The 19,668-nt window shown below is 67.2% G+C and carries 20 protein-coding genes; 8 read left to right on the forward strand and 12 right to left on the reverse strand.

Annotated elements, in window-relative coordinates; genetic code table 11:
• Nucleotides 1-349: 349 nt before the first annotated feature.
• From MKD38_RS27425 to MKD38_RS27435, 3 genes are all read right to left on the reverse strand, one after another.
• A complete protein-coding gene (locus tag MKD38_RS27425; RefSeq protein WP_252682038.1) occupies nt 350-1,051 on the reverse strand; it encodes a DUF899 family protein in 702 nt (233 codons plus the stop codon).
• Between the two features lie 206 nt (nt 1,052-1,257).
• Nucleotides 1,258-1,698, reverse strand: coding sequence for a YciI family protein (locus MKD38_RS27430; RefSeq protein ID WP_252682120.1), 441 nt, complete (start codon nt 1,696-1,698; stop codon nt 1,258-1,260).
• A gap of 130 nt (nt 1,699-1,828) precedes the next feature.
• The gene (locus MKD38_RS27435) at nt 1,829-2,011 is read right to left on the reverse strand and encodes a hypothetical protein (protein WP_147299332.1); all 183 of its coding nucleotides are present in this window, start codon (nt 2,009-2,011) and stop codon (nt 1,829-1,831) included.
• Nucleotides 2,012-2,406: 395 nt separating this feature from the next.
• On the opposite strand from MKD38_RS27435, the gene MKD38_RS27440 reads away from it, so the two are divergent.
• Entirely contained in the window at nt 2,407-2,802 is a 396-nt protein-coding gene (locus MKD38_RS27440) for a hypothetical protein (RefSeq protein ID WP_252682040.1), read from the forward strand.
• Nucleotides 2,803-2,835: 33 nt separating this feature from the next.
• Here MKD38_RS27440 and MKD38_RS27445 read toward each other — a convergent pair whose 3' ends face one another.
• On the reverse strand, nt 2,836-3,807 hold the full coding sequence (locus MKD38_RS27445) for a GlxA family transcriptional regulator (RefSeq protein ID WP_252682042.1): 972 nt from the start codon (nt 3,805-3,807) through the stop codon (nt 2,836-2,838).
• A 220-nt stretch (nt 3,808-4,027) separates the two neighbouring features.
• On the opposite strand from MKD38_RS27445, the gene MKD38_RS27450 reads away from it, so the two are divergent.
• On the forward strand, nt 4,028-4,636 hold the full coding sequence (locus MKD38_RS27450; RefSeq protein ID WP_252682044.1) for a cysteine hydrolase family protein: 609 nt from the start codon (nt 4,028-4,030) through the stop codon (nt 4,634-4,636).
• Between the two features lie 48 nt (nt 4,637-4,684).
• On the opposite strand, the gene MKD38_RS27455 is transcribed toward MKD38_RS27450, so the two are convergent.
• The 7 genes from MKD38_RS27455 to gtdA all read right to left on the reverse strand — a co-directional run bounded on the left by MKD38_RS27455 (nt 4,685) and on the right by gtdA (nt 12,732).
• On the reverse strand, nt 4,685-5,806 hold the full coding sequence (locus tag MKD38_RS27455) for a porin (protein WP_252682046.1): 1,122 nt from the start codon (nt 5,804-5,806) through the stop codon (nt 4,685-4,687).
• Between the two features lie 176 nt (nt 5,807-5,982).
• Nucleotides 5,983-7,359 (reverse strand): serine hydrolase domain-containing protein, encoded by a 1,377-nt coding sequence (locus tag MKD38_RS27460; RefSeq protein ID WP_252682048.1) that lies wholly within the window; start codon nt 7,357-7,359, stop codon nt 5,983-5,985.
• Nucleotides 7,360-7,533: 174 nt separating this feature from the next.
• Nucleotides 7,534-8,874, reverse strand: a complete 1,341-nt coding sequence (locus tag MKD38_RS27465; RefSeq protein WP_252682052.1) for an MFS transporter — start codon at nt 8,872-8,874, stop codon at nt 7,534-7,536.
• Nucleotides 8,875-8,984: 110 nt separating this feature from the next.
• On the reverse strand, nt 8,985-10,211 hold the full coding sequence (locus MKD38_RS27470; RefSeq protein ID WP_252682054.1) for a 3-hydroxybenzoate 6-monooxygenase: 1,227 nt from the start codon (nt 10,209-10,211) through the stop codon (nt 8,985-8,987).
• 28 nt (nt 10,212-10,239) lie between these two features.
• Nucleotides 10,240-10,881 carry a maleylacetoacetate isomerase gene (maiA, locus tag MKD38_RS27475; protein WP_252682056.1) on the reverse strand — a complete coding sequence of 214 codons (642 nt, stop codon included), beginning with the start codon at nt 10,879-10,881 and terminating at the stop codon, nt 10,240-10,242.
• A 17-nt stretch (nt 10,882-10,898) separates the two neighbouring features.
• Nucleotides 10,899-11,597 carry a fumarylacetoacetate hydrolase family protein gene (locus MKD38_RS27480; RefSeq protein ID WP_252682058.1) on the reverse strand — a complete coding sequence of 233 codons (699 nt, stop codon included), beginning with the start codon at nt 11,595-11,597 and terminating at the stop codon, nt 10,899-10,901.
• Between the two features lie 88 nt (nt 11,598-11,685).
• Nucleotides 11,686-12,732 (reverse strand): gentisate 1,2-dioxygenase, encoded by a 1,047-nt coding sequence (gene gtdA, locus MKD38_RS27485; RefSeq protein ID WP_252682059.1) that lies wholly within the window; start codon nt 12,730-12,732, stop codon nt 11,686-11,688.
• A gap of 156 nt (nt 12,733-12,888) precedes the next feature.
• Here gtdA and MKD38_RS27490 point away from each other — a divergent pair, with 156 nt between their 5' ends.
• Nucleotides 12,889-13,827: a LysR family transcriptional regulator gene (locus tag MKD38_RS27490; protein WP_252682060.1), complete on the forward strand. Its 939-nt coding sequence runs from the start codon at nt 12,889-12,891 to the stop codon at nt 13,825-13,827.
• 42 nt (nt 13,828-13,869) lie between these two features.
• Nucleotides 13,870-14,775 carry a YihY/virulence factor BrkB family protein gene (locus MKD38_RS27495; RefSeq protein ID WP_252682061.1) on the forward strand — a complete coding sequence of 302 codons (906 nt, stop codon included), beginning with the start codon at nt 13,870-13,872 and terminating at the stop codon, nt 14,773-14,775.
• An 82-nt stretch (nt 14,776-14,857) separates the two neighbouring features.
• Here MKD38_RS27495 and MKD38_RS27500 read toward each other — a convergent pair whose 3' ends face one another.
• Complete coding sequence (locus MKD38_RS27500) at nt 14,858-15,760, reverse strand: LysR family transcriptional regulator (protein ID WP_252682062.1); 903 nt, start codon at nt 15,758-15,760, stop codon at nt 14,858-14,860.
• Between the two features lie 384 nt (nt 15,761-16,144).
• Between MKD38_RS27500 and MKD38_RS27505 the strand changes: the two genes are divergently transcribed.
• From MKD38_RS27505 to MKD38_RS27520, 4 genes are all read left to right on the forward strand, one after another.
• On the forward strand, nt 16,145-17,398 hold the full coding sequence (locus tag MKD38_RS27505; protein WP_252682064.1) for an aromatic ring-hydroxylating dioxygenase subunit alpha: 1,254 nt from the start codon (nt 16,145-16,147) through the stop codon (nt 17,396-17,398).
• A 3-nt stretch (nt 17,399-17,401) separates the two neighbouring features.
• Nucleotides 17,402-17,872, forward strand: a complete 471-nt coding sequence (locus MKD38_RS27510) for an aromatic-ring-hydroxylating dioxygenase subunit beta (RefSeq protein WP_252682066.1) — start codon at nt 17,402-17,404, stop codon at nt 17,870-17,872.
• Between the two features lie 13 nt (nt 17,873-17,885).
• On the forward strand, nt 17,886-18,200 hold the full coding sequence (locus MKD38_RS27515; protein WP_252682068.1) for a non-heme iron oxygenase ferredoxin subunit: 315 nt from the start codon (nt 17,886-17,888) through the stop codon (nt 18,198-18,200).
• Nucleotides 18,201-18,401: 201 nt separating this feature from the next.
• Nucleotides 18,402-19,655: an NAD(P)/FAD-dependent oxidoreductase gene (locus MKD38_RS27520; RefSeq protein ID WP_252682070.1), complete on the forward strand. Its 1,254-nt coding sequence runs from the start codon at nt 18,402-18,404 to the stop codon at nt 19,653-19,655.
• Nucleotides 19,656-19,668: the final 13 nt, after the last annotated feature.

Here is a 19,668-nt window from a genome sequence, read left to right on the forward strand (position 1 = left end):
ACGCGTACCGTGCCAGGGCCCACGCCCCGCGATAGGGCCGGCGCAGCAGCCGTAGGCGCTCCTACGACACGCCCAGCAGCAGGAACCACTCCGCGCTCTGGGCTCGTTCAAACATCATTCCAACGCTCCTCCCACCGTAGTGCACCACCGCGGCAGGCAGTCCAGCTATGTGAGGAAGCCAAGCCCCGTACGAAAACCCCCAGGCACACTACGATAAGACATGCCGCCCGCAGGGCAGTAAACGCGCTTTTTGGTTACTTTTTGGCGCTTCGGCCAAAAAGTGACCCGCCCAGCAGGGCGGAACCAAGCGGTTCAACAGCCGACAGCATGTCACCAACAGCAACAACCCCTACTTCCCATATTCCAATTCCGGATACCAATCCCCCCTCCCCTCCGGCGTCGTATCCAGCAACGTCCATAACGGATCCAGATCCGGCGCCCCGCGCGGATCCTGCCCCGGATCGCACGTCAACGCATACATCTCACTACTCCAGAAATGCCGGACCTTGCCGTCGCGCCGCGAAAAGACCGTATATCCAGGCTCATCCGCATCCTCCGCACTCACGTAATCGCGAGTGAAATCGCCATCCACATCCGCATAGACCTTCAGCTGTGTCCATCCCCGCGCCCGCTTGGCAGCGACCAGGCGATCGATCGGCGAGCGCGCCACCATGGCCAGTGCCGTGCGCTGCTCGATATCCGCAACCTTGTGGTCCCAGCCGGCCATGATGGACGTGCACATCGGACACGGCTGCTGCCGCTGCGGCCCGAACATGTAGCTGTAGACCACCAGCGTATCCTTGCCGGCGAACAGGTCTTCGAGGGTCACCGGCCCGTGCTCGCCCTGGAACGTATAGCGCTTCGTCACTTCGCCGCCGGGCGGCAAGGCGCGGCGCTGTGCGGCCACGCGTTCGATGTGCCGCCGCAATTCGATTTCTTCCGCCAGCAAGGCGTTGCGCGCCTCGCGGTACGCGGCGCTTTCATTCGGAAAGTGGACGGGATTCTGCCGGGCCAGTTCGGTCGACGGAACCAGCTTTGCCGTGGTGTTCATGTCAGTCCTCCTGGAAGATCGCGTGCCGGGCGCGGCTCGCGCCATGCGGCGATGGCCGCTTCACACGCCTGTCCTGTTTCGTTCCCGCGCGGCGCGAATCGTTCCAATACGATCGCTGCACGCCGCCTTCGCTCCGCGCTCCACTCAGCACAAACGGCGGTTCACACTCGCGTGTGAACCGCCGTCTCTCTGTGCGTAATGCCGACTTAGCCTTGCTGAGACCTGGCCGCGCGCGCAGCCTGCTCGCGCAGCCGCTCTTCCTGCTCCCGGAGTTCCGGCGTCAGCTCCTCGCCAAAGTCCTCAAGCTCGAACAATGGCCGGATCTCGATGTCGGATTCGCTTTCCATGGGATTGGGACAGCGCTTGACCCATTCCACCGCCTCGTCCATGGACTTGACCTGCCACAACCAGAACCCGGCGACGAGTTCTTCCGGCCGCGCAAAGGGTCCATCGGTCACGGTGCGCTGGCTGCCCGCGAAACGCACGCGCTTGCCTTTTGCGCTGGGCTGCAGGCCCTCGCCCGCCAGCATGATGCCGGCCTTGACCAGTTCTTCGTTGAAGTTGCCCATCGCTGCCAGCAGCTCGGTGCCGGGCATCTTGCCGGCTTCCGACTCGCTGGTTGCCTTGACGATCACCATGACACGCATCGACATGCCTCCTCAGGTACGTGTGTGGCGACATGCGCGCCGGATGGCGCGCTCCACGCACCCGCCATGGGGCGTGTCGCACACCGGTCCAGCATAGACGCGCTATTGCGTGGAAGCTATTGCCCGGACGCTATTGCTGCATCGACCAGGACGACTGCCGGCGCAGGTCTTCCTGTCCCGGCTGGCGCGGCGGCTTGCCGAGATCGTCGTCGTGCCGGGGCGGAAGCTGCTCTTCGCTCTTGCGTGAAGGATCAGCCGGCGGCACCTCGGGTACGTGCGGCCCTTCCTCTGGCCGTGGAATTTGATGTGCCATGATGCCCTCCTGCTTGCAGAGTACGACACCCTTGACGATGCAACCGCCATGCCAAGCCCGGCAGCGCGGTTTTGTGCGCCCCGACGATCCCGTACCCCGCGTCGTGCTGCGCTCGCGTATCCGCCGCGCAATCTCGGCGCGCAGAATCTGCCTGACTTTGTAATGCGGCATGCGGGTGCGCTGTCGACAGGCCGCGGTGGCGCCACGTCCAGCATGGCGCAGAGGCAGTCACGCCAGCAGCCATCGCCCGGCACGAAAGGTGCACCGCCCTCCCGTGGCGCGCCGGGTTCGCCCGGTGCGCCGCGGATACTTCAATGCGGAGGCGCACCATGGAACAGACGGAAACGACAAGCACGCCCACCAGCACATCGGGCCTGCGCCAGCAGGAGACGCGCATGTCTTCGGCATCAGGTTCGGATACGCGCAGCAGCGCGCCGTGGAAGGACACGTCGGCACGATCGTCGGCATCGCAGGACCTGGCGCGCGAGCTCGACCGGCTGATCGAGCGCCTGCCCACGTTGTCCGGCGATAACCTCGAGCAGGCCAAGGCGGAGTTCGTCCAACTTGCCGCCAGGTCCGGCAGCGCAGCGACGGAAATCGCGGCCAAGTCCGCGGAGGTTGCCCGGCACGTAAAAGGACGCGTCAAGAACGAGTGGGAAACCGGCTTAGAGCGGACCGAATCGTACGTCCACGCCAACCCCGTGCGTGCGCTGGCGATGGCGCTCGGGCTCGGCGTGGTGCTGGGCGCGCGGCTGTTCGGCGGTTCGCACCGGCATCACCGCGACATGTGAGCCGGCGTTGGTGCACCGGGGGGGCCCGCCGGCTCAGCGAGCCGGCGGGCGCGGCACCGCGGTGCCGAACTGCTTGCGGTAGGCCGACGGCGACACCGCCAGCGCCTGGGTGAAGTGCTGGCGCAGGGAAACGGCCGACCCGAACCCGACCAGTTCGGCCACCAGGTCGACGCCCTTGTCGGTTGTCTCCAGCAAACGCCGCGCTGCCGTCAGCCGGTGGTTCAGCACCCATTGCGTCACGGTGGTGCCGGTCTTCTCCTTGAAGCGCCGCGTGAAATTGCGCCGGCTCATGCCGGCCTTCTCGGCCAGCGTGTCGAGTGTCAGCGGCTCGGCCAGGTGCGCGATGGCCCAGTCCAGCGTCAGGCTGAGCCGGTCTGCGCCGTCCGCCTGCGGCAGCGGATGCTCGATGTATTGCGCCTGGCCGCCGTGCCGGTGCGGGGCCACCACCATGCGGCGCGCCATCCGGTTGGCCACTTCGGCGCCATGGTCGCGCCGCACCAGGTGCAGGCAGCAGTCCAGCGCGGCGGCGGTGCCTGCCGAGGTAAGGATCGCCCCGTCGTCGATATAGAGCGAATCGCGGTCGAGCCGCACCCGCGGATAGCGCTGCGCAAAATCGTCGGCCCAGGCCCAGTGCGTGGCCGCGGCGCGGCCGTCCAGCAGCCCGGCCTCGGCCACCACGAAGGTGCCCAGGCACAAGCCGGCAATGCGCGCCCCGCGCGCGCTGGCGCCCCGCAGCGCATCGAGCAACGCTTGCGGCGGGCGCTCGCCCGGATCCCGCCACGCCGGCATGATCACGGTATCGGCCTGCTCCAGCACCGACAGGTCGTGTTCCACCTCGATGCGGAATCCTGACATGGTCGAAATCAATCCCGGTTTCTCGCCGCAGATCAGCAGCCGGTAGCGCGGCACGCCGAGGCGGTCTAGGTCGTCGCCAAAGACGATGCAGGGCACGGACAGGTGGAAGGGGCTGATGCCTTCGAAGGCAATCACCGCGACGGTGTGCATCGCAATCTCGCTGGGTTGGGGGGCGGTTCGGGGGCGGTCTGGTGGCTGAAACGGCATGGCCACGTCGGCATGGTTTGGCCCGATTCTATCGGATGTTGTCCATCGGGCCACTTCCGGCGCTGCCGGCGACGCCGGAAACTACGCTTCATGCCGCGCCTGCGGCCAACACAGCGGCCGCCACTGGCGCCGTCCACCTACTTCCCTGTCGACGAGGACCATCATGCACCACCCGACCCTACGCACCATCGCCGGCGCGCCGGCCCGCACCGCCATCGACGCCGCCAGCACCGCCGTGCTGGTCATCGACTTCCAGAACGAATATTTCAGCGGCAAGCTGCCGATCCCCGACGGCCCGGCTGCCCTTGACAACGCGCGGCGCCTGGTCGACCACGCGGATGCCGCCGGCATGCCGGTGTTCCACATCCAGCATGTCACCCCGGCGGGCAGCCCGGTCTTCGCCGAACACGGCGCCACCGTGGCGTTCCACGGCGACCTGCAACCGGCGCCGCACCATACCGTGGTGCAAAAGACTTCGGTCAGCGCCTTCCCGACCACCGACCTGGACCAGCGCCTCAAGGCGGCCGGCATCAAGACCCTGATCATCACCGGGCTGATGACCCACGCCTGCGTCACCGGCGCGGCGCGCGACGCGGTGCCGCTGGGATACGGCGTGATCGTGGCGGCCGACGCCTGCGCCACGCGCGACCTCGATACCGCGGCGGGCACGGTGTCTCACCAGGAACTGCACCGCGCCGCGCTGGCCGCGCTCGACGACACCTTCGGCGATATCCTGAGCACCGAGCAGGTGCTGAAGCTGCCGCTGGCCTGAGCGACTGTGGCCGGCCCGGCGATACCGGGCTGGCCGCGCAGTTTCCTTTCAGAACCGGTGCCGCATCCCTGCCGCCACCGCGGTCATGCTGCGATGGCCGCTGCCGAGGAAGTAGCCGTTGGCAAAGCTCACCGCCGAGGTATCGAAGTTGATGCCGGCATGCTGCACGTAGGCGGTGGTCAGGTAGACGTCGGTGCGCCGCGACAGGCTGTAGTCGGCGATCAAGCTGACCTGCCAGGGGTTCTTCACATTGCGTCCGGCAAGCGCCTTGACGTCGTCGTAGTAGAACGCCAGCGTCAGGTCCAGCGCCGGCGTGGCGCGGTAGTTGACGCCGGCCCAGTAGTAATCGTCCCGCACGATGGTGGCGCCGTCGGCGGACTTGTTGAGGCCCCAGCGATAGCCGCCCATCAGCTTGACCGGCCCGGCGCGATAGCTGAGCGCGGCGCCGGCCTTGCGGAAGTTGCCGACGGCGCCGCCCGTCCCCAGCGTGGGGTTGAAGCGGTTGAACGCCAGCGCCGCGCCGAAGCCGCCGGCGAAGTAGTTCAGGCCGGCACCATAGCCGGTATCCCGGCGCGATTGGCCGGCGTTTTCCCCGGCGCCCAGCACGCCATTGCCGAACGAATAATTGCCGATGGCGGTCACCGCGCCGAAGGTGCCCGTGTACTTCACGGTGTTGTCCGAGCGGAAGTCCAGACCCAGCTGTGCCGCGATCGGCTCGTACTGGGTCGAATAGCCGCTGGGCGAGAAGTTGGAAAAGGCGTCGAAGATGGCCGTGTACTGGCGCCCGAAGGCAAGCCGGCCGGCGCGCTCGCTCAGCAGCCCGACAAAGGCCTGGCGCCCGAACAGCCGGCCGGATTGCGTCTGCCGGCCGTCGTCGATACCGAAGCCGTTCTCCAGTACGAACACCGCCTTGAGCGCGCTGCCCAGGTCCTCGGTGCCGCGCAAGCCCCAGCGCGAGCCCGACAGGCCGCCGGAGCCCAGCGCCACGCGACTATGGCCCGGCCCGGGAAAACCCGGCTGCGTCGGCAGCGTGGCCGACAGGTGGTTGACGTATTCGATATTGGCATCGGCCACGCCATACAGCGTCACGCTGGCGTGCGCGCCCCCGCCCGGCACGGCCAGCAAGGCCAGTGCCGTTGGCAGGATCCGCCGGTGAGCCCTCGTCTTCATGTCTCGCTCCTTGGTTCTGTTTGGTCATCGCCACGGCGGAGGCGCCGTGGCTGGATTGCGGACGGCAACCCGCGTGCGCAACCGGCCGCGCCGCCAACGCGCAGGTGCCCCGCGCACGGCCTGGCGGCGTGCGCGAGAACTTGGTGCGGGGATTTGCCGGGCGTGCCCGGCGTGGATCAGCGGCTGGCCGCGCCGACGATGGCGTGCGCCGCGGCCACCATGGCCTCTGACGATTCCAGCGCGCGTGCCGGGTCGTCGCGCTTGCGCACGGCGGCGGCGCTGGTTGCGCGCGCAGCGCCGTCGGGGCTGGCGGAGAACTTCACAACGGTCAGCCCCCTGGCGGGATTGATGTAGATCTTCTGGCCGAAGCGGCCGCTGGCCTCGATGCTGCCGTCGCCGTCGTTGCGCTGGAACCAGTAGTTGCGATAGCCATAGCCGTCGCGCCCCGCGGTGGTGTTGCCGCGCGCGAAGCGGGCCTGGTTGCCGGCGGGCTGCAGCGCGATCCGCACCGCCTGCGGCGAAATACCGAGCGTGGCATCGCCGGCCGCGGCGCGGCGCACGGTCTCGGCAAAGCGGGCGGCATCGCGCAGCGTCGAGTTCATGCCCCCGCTCGCCATTTCGGTGCCCTGACGGTCCACCTGAGTGTAGGCATCGTCATCGGCGAAGCGCGACCACAGCCGCTCGGTAACGAGGTCCGCCCAGCGCTTGCCGGTGATGCGGCGCAGCGCCCACGCCACCGCTTCGGGCGAGCCGTTCTGGTAGTACCAGACGCCGCCGTCCGGGCCCTCGCCGGCGGCGCCGGTGGCGTGCACGACCTTGAGGAAGTCGTAGATGGTGTCGGGCGCGTCGGCCTTGCGCGGCACGATGCCCACCGCGCCGAACAGCCCCAGGTCAGGCGGCAGTGCCTGCGGATAGCCGACCGGCACCTCCATGTCCAGGTTCTGCTGCACCGTGGCCTCGCCGAACGGATTGCCGGCCAGCTCGGGCACATACTGCGCCAGCCGCGCGTTGGGATCGAGCTTGCCCTCTTCGACCAGCATTGCCGCCAGCAGCCCCGTCACGGACTTGGTCATCGAGGCCCAGATATGCGGCTGGTGCGGGCCAAAGCCGGCAAGGTACCGCTCGTACACGATCCGGCCCTGGTGCAGCACGATAAAGCCATCGGTGTGCGTGTCGCGCAGGTAGTCCGCCACCTGTACCGTCTGGCCGGCAACGCTAAAGCGGACCGCGTCCAGCTCCGGCGCCGACTGGCCCGGCAGCGCCAGCGGCTGGCTCGCATGCCGGATACCCACCGTGGGCGACATCTCGCGCGCGTGCCGGAAGGCCCATCGCATATAAGGCGGGCGCAGGCCGGTGCCGCGACTGACCTGCCGGTCCGGCGGCGGCGGGAAGCCCTGCATCACTTCGCTCTCGGCCACCGCCGCGGGCTGGCCCGCGCCCTGGGCCAGCGCCAGGCCGGCCGGCGCCGCCATCAATGCCACCAGCGGCACCACCGTCCACCACGCCCGACTGCGCCGGAACTCCGTCCCGCGCGACTTCGCTTGCGCCTGCATGCTGTCTCCATGGCTGTCGAGGCGGCTGCACCTGCGGTGCGCCGCCTTCTGTGATGCGTTGCCAGCCTGCCCCAGCAGGCCGCGGGCGCCATGTTGCAGGCCGGCGGCCATGGCCACAATCCTCTGTTCGGAATAGAGCCATAACCCTTGGGAATGTCGGCGCAGCGGCCGCCTTCACACCGCCAGGCGCGCTTGCGGCCGCTCCCGCCTGACCACGCCCAGCGAGAACATCGACAGCCCGGCAATCAGCGCCGGCACGCCGATCCACGCGAACAACGCGGGCATGCCCAGGCCCATCGACAGCAGGGTCGCGCCGCCGACCGAGCCCACCACCGAGCCCATCCGGCCCACGCCGTTGGCCCAGCTGACGCCGGTGGCGCGGCAGTCGGTCGGATAGAAGCTGGCCGACAAGGCATTGGCGCCCACCTGCGAACCCGAGATGCAGAAGCCCGCGATAAAGACCGCCACGCCCGCGGCCACCGGCTCGGCGGCAACGCTGCCCACCGCGGCGATGCCCAGCGCCGCCAGCGCATAGCTGGTGGCCAGCACATGGTGCGGGTTGAAGCGGTCCATCAGCCATCCCAGCGCGATCGCGCCGACCGTGCCCCCCACCTGGAACATGGTCGTCACCAGCGCCGCGGTGCGCAGCGAATGGCCGGTGCCGCGCAGCAGCGTCGGCAGCCAGCTCGACAGCAGGTAGATCACCAGCAGGCTCATGAAGAACGTCAGCCAGAACAGCAGCGTGCCGCGCAGCAGCGCCGGCCGGAACAGGTGCCGCACCGGCGAGCTGGCGGCGCGCTGCTCGCCGACGGCAAAGGTGGCGCCGCGCAGGTCTTCGTGCGGCGCGATCTTGCGCAGCGTGGCGACGATGCGCTCGCGCGACTTGCCCGTCATCACCAGGTAGCGCACCGATTCCGGCAGCAGCCACACCAGCGCCACCGCCAGCACCAGCGGCAGCACGCCGCCGGCGACCAGCACCGAGCGCCAGCCGAAGGCGTCGATCAGCCCGGCCGAGGCCAGTCCGCCCAGCGCCGAGCCCAGCGTGAAGCCGCAGAACATGGTGGTGACCAGGAACGAGCGCCGCTTCTCCGGGCAGAACTCCGAGGTCAGCGTGATCGCGTTGGGCATGGCCCCGCCCAGCCCGAGGCCGGTGATAAAGCGCAGCAGCACCAGCGTCCACAGGTCCGGCGACCACGCCGACGCCAGGCTGGCGGCGCCGAAGCACAGCACCGACAGCACCAGCACCCCCTTGCGGCCGAACCGGTCCGCCAGCGGGCCGAACAGGAACGCGCCGGCCATCAGGCCGCCCAGCCCGGCGCCGAACAGCGGCGCCAGCTGGGCCGGCGTCAGTTGCCATTCGGCGCGGATGGCGGGTGCGATAAAGCCGATCGCGGCGGTATCGAAGCCGTCGACGGCGACGATCAGGAAGCACAGTACGACGATGGTCACCTGGAACGCCGACAGCGGCTGGCGGTCGATGAACGCGGTGACGTTGAGCGGTTGGCTGGCAGGCATGGTGTCTCCTCCTTGTTGCCAGGATTAGGGCGAGTGAGGGCCGGCGGCTTCGTCGGCCGCCAGTTCGCTATCAGGGTTTTCAGCGCGCAAAGAACGCCGCGCTCAGCCATTTACAGCCAGGGCGTGGGGCTCAGGCACTTGTCGGCGCGCCAGCCGTGCAGCCATTGCAGCGCGTCGTAGAACTGCGCCTGCGTGCGGCCGGTCCACAGGCTGTTGCGCACCAGGCGGTCGACCCCCTTCGCGTGGTAGACGCGGCCCATGTCGCGCGCGGCGTAGAGCACGCGTGCGGTGCGCGGGATGCGGGCCTGCTCGTACAGCTTGAAGGCCGCGGCGTAGTCGCCATCGGCGGCCTGCACCGCAGCGCCCAGCGTGACCGCGTCCTCCAGCGCCTGGCAGGCGCCCTGCGCCACGTACTGGGTCATCGGGTGCGCGGCATCGCCGAGCACGGTGGCGCGGCCGAAACTCCAGCGCTCGACCGGGTCGCGGTCGGCGGTGGCCCAGCGCTTCCATGAGGTCGGGCGGTCCAGCATCTGGTGCGGCAGCGGGTGGATGCCCTCGAAGTACGACAGCACTTCTTCCTTGCTGCCCTCGCGCACGCCCCAGGTTTCCTGCTCGCGGCTGTGGAAGGTCACCACCAGGTTGTACTGCTGGCCGCCGCGCAGCGGGTAGTGCACCAGGTGGCAGTGCGGGCCGGCCCATACCACGGGTGCGTTGACCTGCAGGTCCTGCGGCATGTCGGCCACGTCGACCACGGCGCGGTAGACCACGTGCCCGGTCACGCGCGCCTCGTCGCCGATCAGCGCCTGGCGGATCGCGGACTTGACGCCATCGCAGCCGATCACCGCATCGCCGCGGTGGTGCTCGCCATGCTGGTCGACCACGGTGACGCCGTGCTGGTCCTGCAGCAGTTGCTCCACGCGGGTGCTGGTGCGCATCGTGATCAGCGGATGCTCCTGCACGGCCTCGAGGATGGACAGGTGGATGTCGGCGCGATGGATCACCGCATACGGGTTGCCGAAGCGCTCACGGTACGCCTGCCCGACATCGACCTGCGCGATGACGCTGGTGTCGATGGCGTCGCGCAGGCTGATGTAGTCGGTAAAGACTGCACGGCCGCGCGCGGCCTCGCCCACGCCCAGCGCGTCGAGCGCGGCGAAGGCGTTGGCGGCCAACTGGATGCCGGCGCCGATCTCGCCGATCTGCTCGGCCTGTTCCAGCAGTTCGACGCGGATCCCCTGGCGTGCCAGCGCCAGCGCCGCGGCCAGGCCGCCGATGCCGCCGCCGATGATGAGGACCTTGCCGGTCGTGTTGTGGGTCTCGTTTTGAGTGCTGCTCATTGCTGTCTCCTGGCCTGCGCCGCTGGCGTCAGGCGATGTAGTCCGGCTGGCGTGCGGGCGCGGCCTGGGCGAAGGCGGGATGGGCGCTGGCGTGGGCAAAGATGGCCATCGCGCGCTCGTAGCGATCCAGCTCGCAGCCCATGCGCAGCGCGTTGGCCACCTGCGGCACCAGCACGACATCGGCCAGCGTGGGTGCATTGCCGAAGCACCACTTGCCATGGCCATGGCGCGCCAGCAGCCGCTCGACGCCGGCCATGCCTTCGTCGATCCAGTGGCGGTACCAGGCGTCCTTCTGCTCGGGCGTAACCTTCAGCGTGTCCTGCAGGTAGCGCAGCACGCGCAGGTTGTTGACCGGGTGCATGTCGCAGCCGACCAGCATCGACAGCTCCAGCACGCGCGCGCGCTGCTCCGGATCCCGTGGCAGCAGGCGCGGCTCGGGATGGCGCGCGTCCAGGTAGTCGATGATCGCGAACGACTGCCCCAGCGTGAACTCGCCATCGACCAGCGCGGGCACGGAAGCGGACGGGTTGATGCCATCGACATACTCCGCGTGGCGATGCTGGCCGGTGCGGATATTGACGGCCAGATAGTCGTACGGCAGGCCCTTGAGGGCCAGCGCGATGCGCACGCGGTACGAGGTGGAGCTGTTGAAGAAGCTGTAGAGCTGCATGATTCGGCTTGCCTGTTTCAGACCACGCGCACGGTCAGTTCGCCCAGGCCGTCGACGCCGGTGACCATGGTGTCGCCGGCCTTGACCGCGCCCACGCCCTCGGGCGTGCCGGTGAAGATCACGTCGCCCGGTTCCAGGCGGAAGAACTGCGACAGGTAAGCCACGGTCTCGGCCACCGACCAGATCAGGTGCGACACATCGCTGCGCTGCTTCGTTTCGCCATTGACCGTCAGCCAGATGCCGGCCTGCTGCGGGTGGCCGATGGCGCTGGCGCGGTGGACCGGGCCGACCGGCGCCGAGGCGTCGAAGGCCTTGCCGATTTCCCACGGGCGGCCCATCTCGCGCATCTTCATCTGCAGGTCGCGGCGCGTCATGTCGAGGCCGACGGCGTAGCCCCACACGTGCTCGAGCGCCTGCCCGACGGGGATATCCGAGCCACTCTTGCCGATCACGGCGACCAGTTCGGCCTCGTAGTGATAGTTCTGCGTTTGCGCGGGATACGGCAGCTCGAGCGCAGTGCCGGCCTGCACCGGGACGATGGCGTCGGCCGGCTTGCAGAAGAAGAACGGCGGTTCGCGCTCGGGATCGAAGCCCATTTCGCGGGCGTGGGCGGCGTAGTTGCGGCCGACGCAGTAGACGCGGCGCACGGCGAACTGGTCATCGCTGCCGGCAACGGGAATGGCAACGGTGGCGGGAGGCGTGAAGACGTAGGACATGGTGGGGCTTCCAGTGATTTGCAGGTAAGCGCCGGCCCGGCGGTACCGCATGGCACCGCCGGGCAGCGGCTTGGTCGGGGTTGCCGGCTCAGCTGCGCGCTTCGCGCAGCAGGTTCAGCGCGGACAGCACCGGCCGGTCGGAATAGCTGAACAGCACGGCGTCTTCCAGCGCGCCGAGCTGCACCGGCGCCCATGACGGCGCCACGAACACGTCGCGCGGCTCGAACTGGAACTGCGCATCGCCGATGCGCACCGTGCCGCGCCCTTCCACCACGCTGTACACGGTGGCGTCGGTGCTGCGATAGGTCTTGCCCTGGAAGCCGGCCGGCAGGTACTGCATGAAAGTGGCGATGGTGGGCATCGGCCAGCCGCCGGTGGCCGGGTTGACGTAGCGCAGCTTGACGCCGTCCCAGGGATCGAGTTCGCCGTTGCGGTAGAGCTGGTCCAGCGCCTCGCGCGAGCGCGCATACGGGTAGCTGAAGACCGGCGAGGTGGGATCGGTCACGCGGTGCCGCACCGGCACCATGTTGTGGCCGAAGCGGGCAAAGCTGTCGCCTTCGGCGCGGGTCACGGGCTGCTGCGACTCGGGGTAGTTCTCGGCAAAGCCGGCGTCGAACTGCTGCACCAGCGGGATATCCAGGCCGTCGAGCCACACCACCGGCTCGCCGCCGTCTTCCACGGGGGGATTGCCATGGTCATGCCAGGTCCACGACGGCGTGATGATGAAATCGCCGGGATGCATGGTGGTGCGCTCGCCGTTGACCGCGGTCCACGCGCCCTTGCCTTCGACGATAAAGCGCAGCGCCGACTGCGTATGGCGGTGGCTGGGCGCGATCTCGCCCGGCAGGATCAGCTGCAGGCCGGCGTACAGCGTCGAGGTGATGCTGGACTTGCCGGGGATGCCAGGGTTCTCCAGCACCAGCACGCGGCGCACCGCTTCCTCGGTGCTGATGACGCCGCCGGCCTGCATCACCAGCGGGCGGATCTGCGCGTATTTCCAGATGGCGGGAACGATCTGCGGCCGCGGCTGCGGCGGCACCAGGGCGTGCAGCGACTCCCACAACGGGGTCATGTGGCTGCGGCCGATTTCTTCGTAGTAGGCCTGGCGGGCCGGGTCTGGGGTGTGCTCGGACATGCTGTCTCCATAACTTTGTACAAGGCGTTCGGGAGCGCTTTGGGCGGGTGCCTGCATCACTGCGCACCGTCTGTGTTGTCGTTATACGCCCCGCCCTATAAGATCTGAAATGAAGTTTTCATCTTATCGATACGATTTACCGTATAGGTCACCCCCATGGATTGGACCCAGAGACTGCGCCTGCGCAACCTGCAGATGCTGCTGAGCCTGGCCGAGACCGGCAACATGAGCCAGTCCGCCGCCATGCTGAACACCACCCAGCCCGGGCTTTCCAAGTGGCTGAAGGACCTCGAGGACGATATCGGCCTGCCGCTGTTCGAGCGCCAGGCGCGCGGCCTGCGGCCCACGCCCTACGGCGAGTCGCTGATCGAGCACGCGCGCCGGATCGAGGCCCAGCTCGATACCGCCCGCGACGACCTGCAGGCCATGCGCGACGGCGGCAGTGGCATCGTGGTGGTGGGCACCTCGGGGGCCTCGGCGGCCGACACCGTGCCGCTGGCCGCGCTGCAGCTGATGCAGCGCATGCCCCGCGCCAGCGTGCGGCTGCTGGAAACCACCATGGACCGGCTCATGAGCCAGCTCGCGCGCAGCGAGCTGGATATCGTGGTAGGCCGCTCTGCGCCGGAGCTGCAGGACGCGCAGCTGCGCACCGAATCGCTCTACATGGAGCCGATCCACTTCGTCGCGCGGCCGCGGCACCCGCTGCTGCAGGGCGGCAAGGTGGCGTGGGACGACCTGTACCGCCACCGCTGGGTGGTATGGCCGCGCGGCACGCCGATCCGCAATGCGCTGGAGGGCGCGCTCGCCAGCGCCGGGCGCGCGCTCCCGGCGGACTGCGTGGAGAGCAATTCCACCGTGCTGAACCTGACCCTCTTCAACAACAGCGACATGGTCGGCCTGGCCTCGCACCGCACCGCGCGCCGGCTGGAAGAGCTGGGCGCGCTGCGCATCGTGCCGCTGCGGCTGGCCGGATTCGGCTCGGTGTCGATGTACTGGCGCGCGGACGGCGAGTCGCGCGCGGCGGTGGCGACGATGCTGGAATGCCTGAGGGTGGCGGCGGGCGTGGCCCAGGCACCCGCTGCAACCCAGGCCTAGCGCGCCGCATAATGTCGTCAACCGCCACTTCCGGTGCCTGACATGCACCTTACCGACACCCGCGTCAGCGGCCTGCTGCGCCATCCGCTGCGCTTTGCCTGGCACACGCTGCGGCAGTTTCGCGCCAACCAGGGCCTGCTGCTGGCCGGCGCGGTGGCCTACTACGCGCTGCTGTCGATCGTGCCACTGCTGATCCTGATGGTGATCGCGCTGTCGCACGTGATCGAGCCCGAGCTGCTGCTGTCGACACTGGCGCGCTATCTCGAATGGATCGTACCGGGCCAGTCGCGCGCCCTGGTCACCGAGCTGGCCGGCTTCCTGCGCAACCGCGGCACCATCGGCTGGGTGCTGCTGGGCACCATGCTGTTCTTCAGCTCGCTCGCGTTCACCGTGCTGGAGAACGCCATGTCGGTGATCTTCGAGCACCGCGTGGCGATCCGGCGCCGCCATTTTTTGGTCTCGGCGCTGCTGCCCTATTGCTATATCGCCGTGCTCAGCATCGGCCTGCTGCTGGTCACCGTGGTCTCCGGCGCGCTGCTGGCGATCGGCGAGCGGCACGTCGAAGTGCTGGGCCACGACTGGTCGCTGGACCGGCTCTCCACCGGCCTGCTTTACCTGCTCGGCTTTATTGGGGAGGTACTGATGCTGACCTCGATCTACCTGGTGATGCCGGTCGGCCGGCTATCGCTGCGCCATGCGCTTACCGGCGCGGTGATCGCCGCGGTGCTGTGGGAGATCTCGCGCCACGTGCTGGTGTGGTACTTCACCACACTGTCGCAGGTCGGCCGGGTCTATGGCTCGCTGACCACGGCGATCGTGGTGCTGCTCAGCCTGGAAATCGCCGCGACGCTGCTGCTGCTCGGCGCGCAGGTGATCGCGGAATTCGAGCGCGGCGCCTGGCACAAGCTGCCGGGGCGCAGCGGAAGTCCCGAGGAGTTCCACACCTGAGGGCAACGACGCCGTCGGACAAGGGGCAGGCCAGCGCCGCCGCCATGCACGCGCGGCAAGGTCGCGCCACGCCCCGCCCCAGCTATTCCGAAAACAGCTCAAACACCTGCGTGCGCAGCCACTGATTGGCCGGATCGCGATGGTAGCGCGCATGCCAGAACAAGTTGATCTGGATTTCCGGCAGGTCTACCGGATGCTTGACATACCTGAGGCCAAAGTACTGAGCGCTGCGTTCAGCAAACTTCTGCGTGACGGTCGCGATCAGGTCTGTACTGGCAACAATATCCGCCAGCGCGACGAAATGCGGCACACGCAGCCGGATACGGCGTTGCACGCCCTGCCTGGCAAGAATTTCATCGGCCCGGGCATGTCCCGTCCCTGCGGCCGTCACCACGACGTGGTCAGCTTCGAGAAAATCCCGCAAGCGCAGGGTGCGCTTGTCCAGCGCATGCCCCGGCCTGAACATGCAGACATAGCGCTGACGGAAAAGCCGCCGCTGAAAGAACTCGGACGTCAGCTCCGGAAGATGCCCTACCGCCAGATCCACTTTGCCCTGACTCATCTCTTGCACAAGGTCCACCGCGGTATTGCGAACGGTGGCCACCGAGACGCCCGGCGCCAGCTCGCGCAGCGCGCCCATCAGCCGGGGGATGAAATGGATTTCGCCGATATCCGTCATCGCGAGACGAAAGTCGCGCTCGCTGTGCCCGGGATCGAATGATACCTTCCGATTCAGCGCGGTCTGCAATGCCTCCAGGGCGTACGACACCGGCTCCGCCAATTCCTGTGCCAGCGGTGTGGGCAACATACCCCTCGCGCTCCGGACAAAAAGCTCATCGTCAAAAATGCGACGCAAGCGGGCAAGGGCGTTACTGACCGCAGGCTGGCTCAGGCCGAGATCCCTGGCCGTGCCGGAGACGGTCCGCAGTCGCAGCAAATGCTCGAACACGACCAGCAGGTTCAGGTCGACCTTATGCAGCTCCATGCCTGGCTCCGCGCGCGCTATAGGCGCTGTGAATGATGAAGACGATCGGCATTTTATGCCCTTATCGCGACCCGTAAGGCGATCGTTGCGAAGTCCCATCCAGGTACCGAACAGACAGCGCGGCCGGCCTGCAACCGGCAATGGCGTGTTATTGATCTTGTGAATAGGGACTATCTCCCGGATTCTATTGGCTAATTCCCTTCCTCCCACCATCATTCATCCCATACCAATGCCCCCGCCGGAGACAACATGCAAAGCCTTCGCCACCGCGCTTTCCCGCGTTTGTTGTAACGGATCCATCGGTTCCTGCCACAGGCCCACCCGGACGTCCTCCGTCGCGACGCAACCGGCTTGCCGCTCATACAGATTTCTATGGAGACCCGCATGGAAAAACCCTGCGTCCAGGACGGCCCGGTTTGGGCCGGCGACAGCATCAGCCGCATCCCGTTTCGCGTTTATACCGACGAGCCGCTGTACCAGCGCGAACTCGAGCGCTGCTTCTATCGCGGCCATTGGAACTACGTAGGGCTCGAGGCAGAAATCCCCAATCCGGGCGATTTCAAGCGCACCACGCTGGGCGAGCGCTCCGTGATCCTGGTGCGCGACCAGGAGGGCGGCATCAACGTCGTCGAGAACGTCTGCGCGCACCGCGGCATGCAGTTCTGCCGCGAGCGCAGCGGCAATCGCAAAGACTTCCAATGCCCGTACCACCAGTGGAGCTATGACCTCAAAGGCAACCTGCAAGGCGTTCCGTTCCGCCGCGGCGTGAAGCAGGATGGCAAGGTCAACGGTGGCATGCCGGCGGACTTCAAGACGCAGGAGCATGGCCTGACCCGGCTCAAGGTGGCAACTCGGGGAGGGGTCGTATTTGCCTCGTTCGACCATGCCGTGCAAACGCTGGAAGATTATCTCGGCCCCGACATCCTCGGCTACTTCGACCGCCTCTTCAATGGGCGCAAGCTGAAGGTCCTGGGCTACAACAAGCAGCGTATTCCGGGCAACTGGAAGCTGATGCAAGAGAATATCAAGGACCCCTACCACCCCGGCCTGCTGCATACCTGGTTTGTCACGTTCGGACTATGGCGGGCCGATAACAAGTCGCGCCTGGTGATGGATTCGCAGTTCCGCCACGCGGCCATGGTGTCGACCCGCGGACAAGGCGGCAAGGGCGAAGTGACCACCGGGGTCTCCAGCTTCAAGGACCAGATGGCGCTGCATGATGACCGGATTCTCGACATCGTCCATGAGCCCTGGTGGGGCGAACCTACCGCGGTGATGATGACGGTGTTCCCGAGCGTGATCTTCCAGCAGCAGGTCAACTCGGTTTCGACCCGCCATATCCAGCCCAATGGGCCTGACTCCTTCGATTTCGTCTGGACGCATTTCGGCTTTGAAGACGACACCGAGGCAATGACCCGTCGCCGCCTGCGCCAGGCCAATCTCTTTGGCCCCGCCGGCTTCGTCTCGGCCGACGATGGCGAAGTCATTGAATGCTCGCAGGCAGGCTTCGCCCAGAAGCCATGGCATCGCGTAATCGCCGAGCTTGGCGGAACGTCCGCCGAGAACACCGAGCACATGGTCACCGAGACACTGATCCGGGGCATGTACGACTACTGGCGCAAGGTGATGGAGGTCTGAGCCATGAATTTCACGGACTATCACGCCCTGCTTTCCTTGTACGCCGAGTACGCCTGGGTCGTGGACAGCGGCGACTGGGACCGCTGGCCAGACTTCTTTACCGACGATTGCGTGTACCGGGTGCAGCCCCGCGAGAACCACGAGCGTGGCTTGCCGCTCGCCACGCTGTCGCTCGAGAGCAAGGGAATGCTGAAGGACCGCGTCTATGGCATCCGCGACACGCTGTTCCACGATCCGTACTATCAGCGCCATATCGTCGGCACGCCGCTGATCCGGTCGGCGCACGACGACAGGATCGTGTCCGAGGCCAACTACGCAGTGTTGCGAACCAAACCGGATCAGATGACCGAAGTGTTCAACGTTGGCCGTTACCTCGACACCGTGGTGCGCACGGCGCAGGGCTTGCGTTTTGCCTCGCGCCTCTGCGTCTTCGACAGCGAGATGATCCCGAATTCCCTTGTCTATCCCATCTAGCCGGAGACTCGCCATGAATCAGACCTGGACCGAGGCCGCGCCGCTGGCCAGCGTGCCGCTCGATGACGTCGTCGCCATCGAAGTGCAAGGCAAGGATATTGCCCTGTACAGCGTCGACGGCGAAGTCTATGCCACCGACAATCTCTGTACGCATGGTCACGCCCGACTCTGCGACGGATTTCTCGATGGACACGAGATCGAATGTCCCCTCCACCAAGGAAAGTTTGACGTCCGTAGCGGTGCCGCGGTCTGCGCCCCGGTAACCGAGAGCATTCGTACGTATCCGGTTCGAATCGAACGGGACAAGGTATTCCTTGACCTGAGCTAGCCGGCGCGGTCAGAGGTCCTGCCTCGACGCCGCGGCAGTGCAGTTCCGGCTGCCCACTGCCCCGCCTTGCTTACCCGACCCACATTGCCTGTGCCCCGATTGCCGCGGCACACGGCAACCCTCGTGGTAACGGACGATGGCGAAGCCCCCCGCTCGCCCCCCGCACCACAGTACCCAACGATCACCATTGCGGAGAAACCCATGAATTCCGATGCCACTGCGGGCGGGGCTGCCGCGGCATGCGCCAATACCATCGTCATCATCGGCGCCGGCCAGGCCGGCGGATGGGCCGCCCAGACGCTGCGCAAGGAAGGCTTCAGGGGCCGTCTGGTGTTGATTGGCGATGAGTCCCACCCGCCTCATGAACGGCCACCGCTGTCAAAAGCCATCCTGGCAGGCGAAGCCGCTCCCGAAAGCCTGAGGCTGCTCAAGCCAGAAGCCTTCGAAGCGCTATCCCTGGAGTGGCACCCGGCAGTACCGGTCACCCGGATCGACCGGGCAGTGAAATCCATCGAAACGGCCAACGGTGCGTCGATTCCCTACGACAAGCTGATTCTTTGTACGGGCGGCACGGCCCGTCACCTTGCGATCCCTGGCGCCGACGCGGCGCCGGTCCACACCTTGCGCAGGATCGAGGATGCCCTCGCGTTGGCGCCCGTGCTTGGCCCCGGCCGCGCCATCGTCGTCATCGGCGGGGGATGGATTGGATTGGAAGTTGCGGCGACAGCGCGGAAGAGAGGTGCGGGGGTGACGGTGGTCGAAGCCCAGAGCCGGTTGTGCGAACGGACCGTGCCGGGCCCGGTCTCCCAACATTTGCTGGCGCTGCACCGCTCGCATGGCACCGGCGTGATGCTCGATGCCAGCGTCGAGCGCATAACCCGCAGCCCGGACGGCCGGTCGGTTGTTGAACTCACCGATGGTGCCAAATTGCCCTGCGACGCAATCGTCGTCGGGGTGGGTCTCGTGCCGAACGACCACCTTGCGCGCGACGCCGGGCTGGAGTGTGACGGCGGCGTAATCGTCGATGCCTGCTGCCGGACGTCCGATCCAGACATCTTTGCAGCCGGCGATGTCGCGGTGACGCCGAACCCATGGGCGGGCCGGCGGCTTCGACTCGAATCCTGGCAGAACGCCCAGGATCAAGGCATGGCGGCCGCGCGCTCGGCGCTGGGCCTGGCGGTCAAATATCAGCCGCTGCCGTGGTTCTGGTCGGATCAGTACGACATGAACCTTCAGATCTACGGCATGCCCTCCCCCGCCCATCGTGTCGTCTCGAGAGGGTGTGCGGGCACAGCCAGCTTCGTGCTGTTCTACCTCGACGGCAATGTCGTCAAGGCTGCGATCGGACACAACGCGGCACGCGACCTGCGCTTCGCGCGCCGGCTGATTGAACAGAACAAGACGGTCGATGCCGCCCGATTATCCGACGCGGAAGTTCCGATGTCCAAGCTCTAGCCCGGCCAGCCAA

The organism is Cupriavidus sp. WGlv3 (genome assembly GCF_023952475.1).
GTDB classification, from domain to species: Bacteria; Pseudomonadota; Gammaproteobacteria; order Burkholderiales; family Burkholderiaceae; genus Cupriavidus; species Cupriavidus phytorum.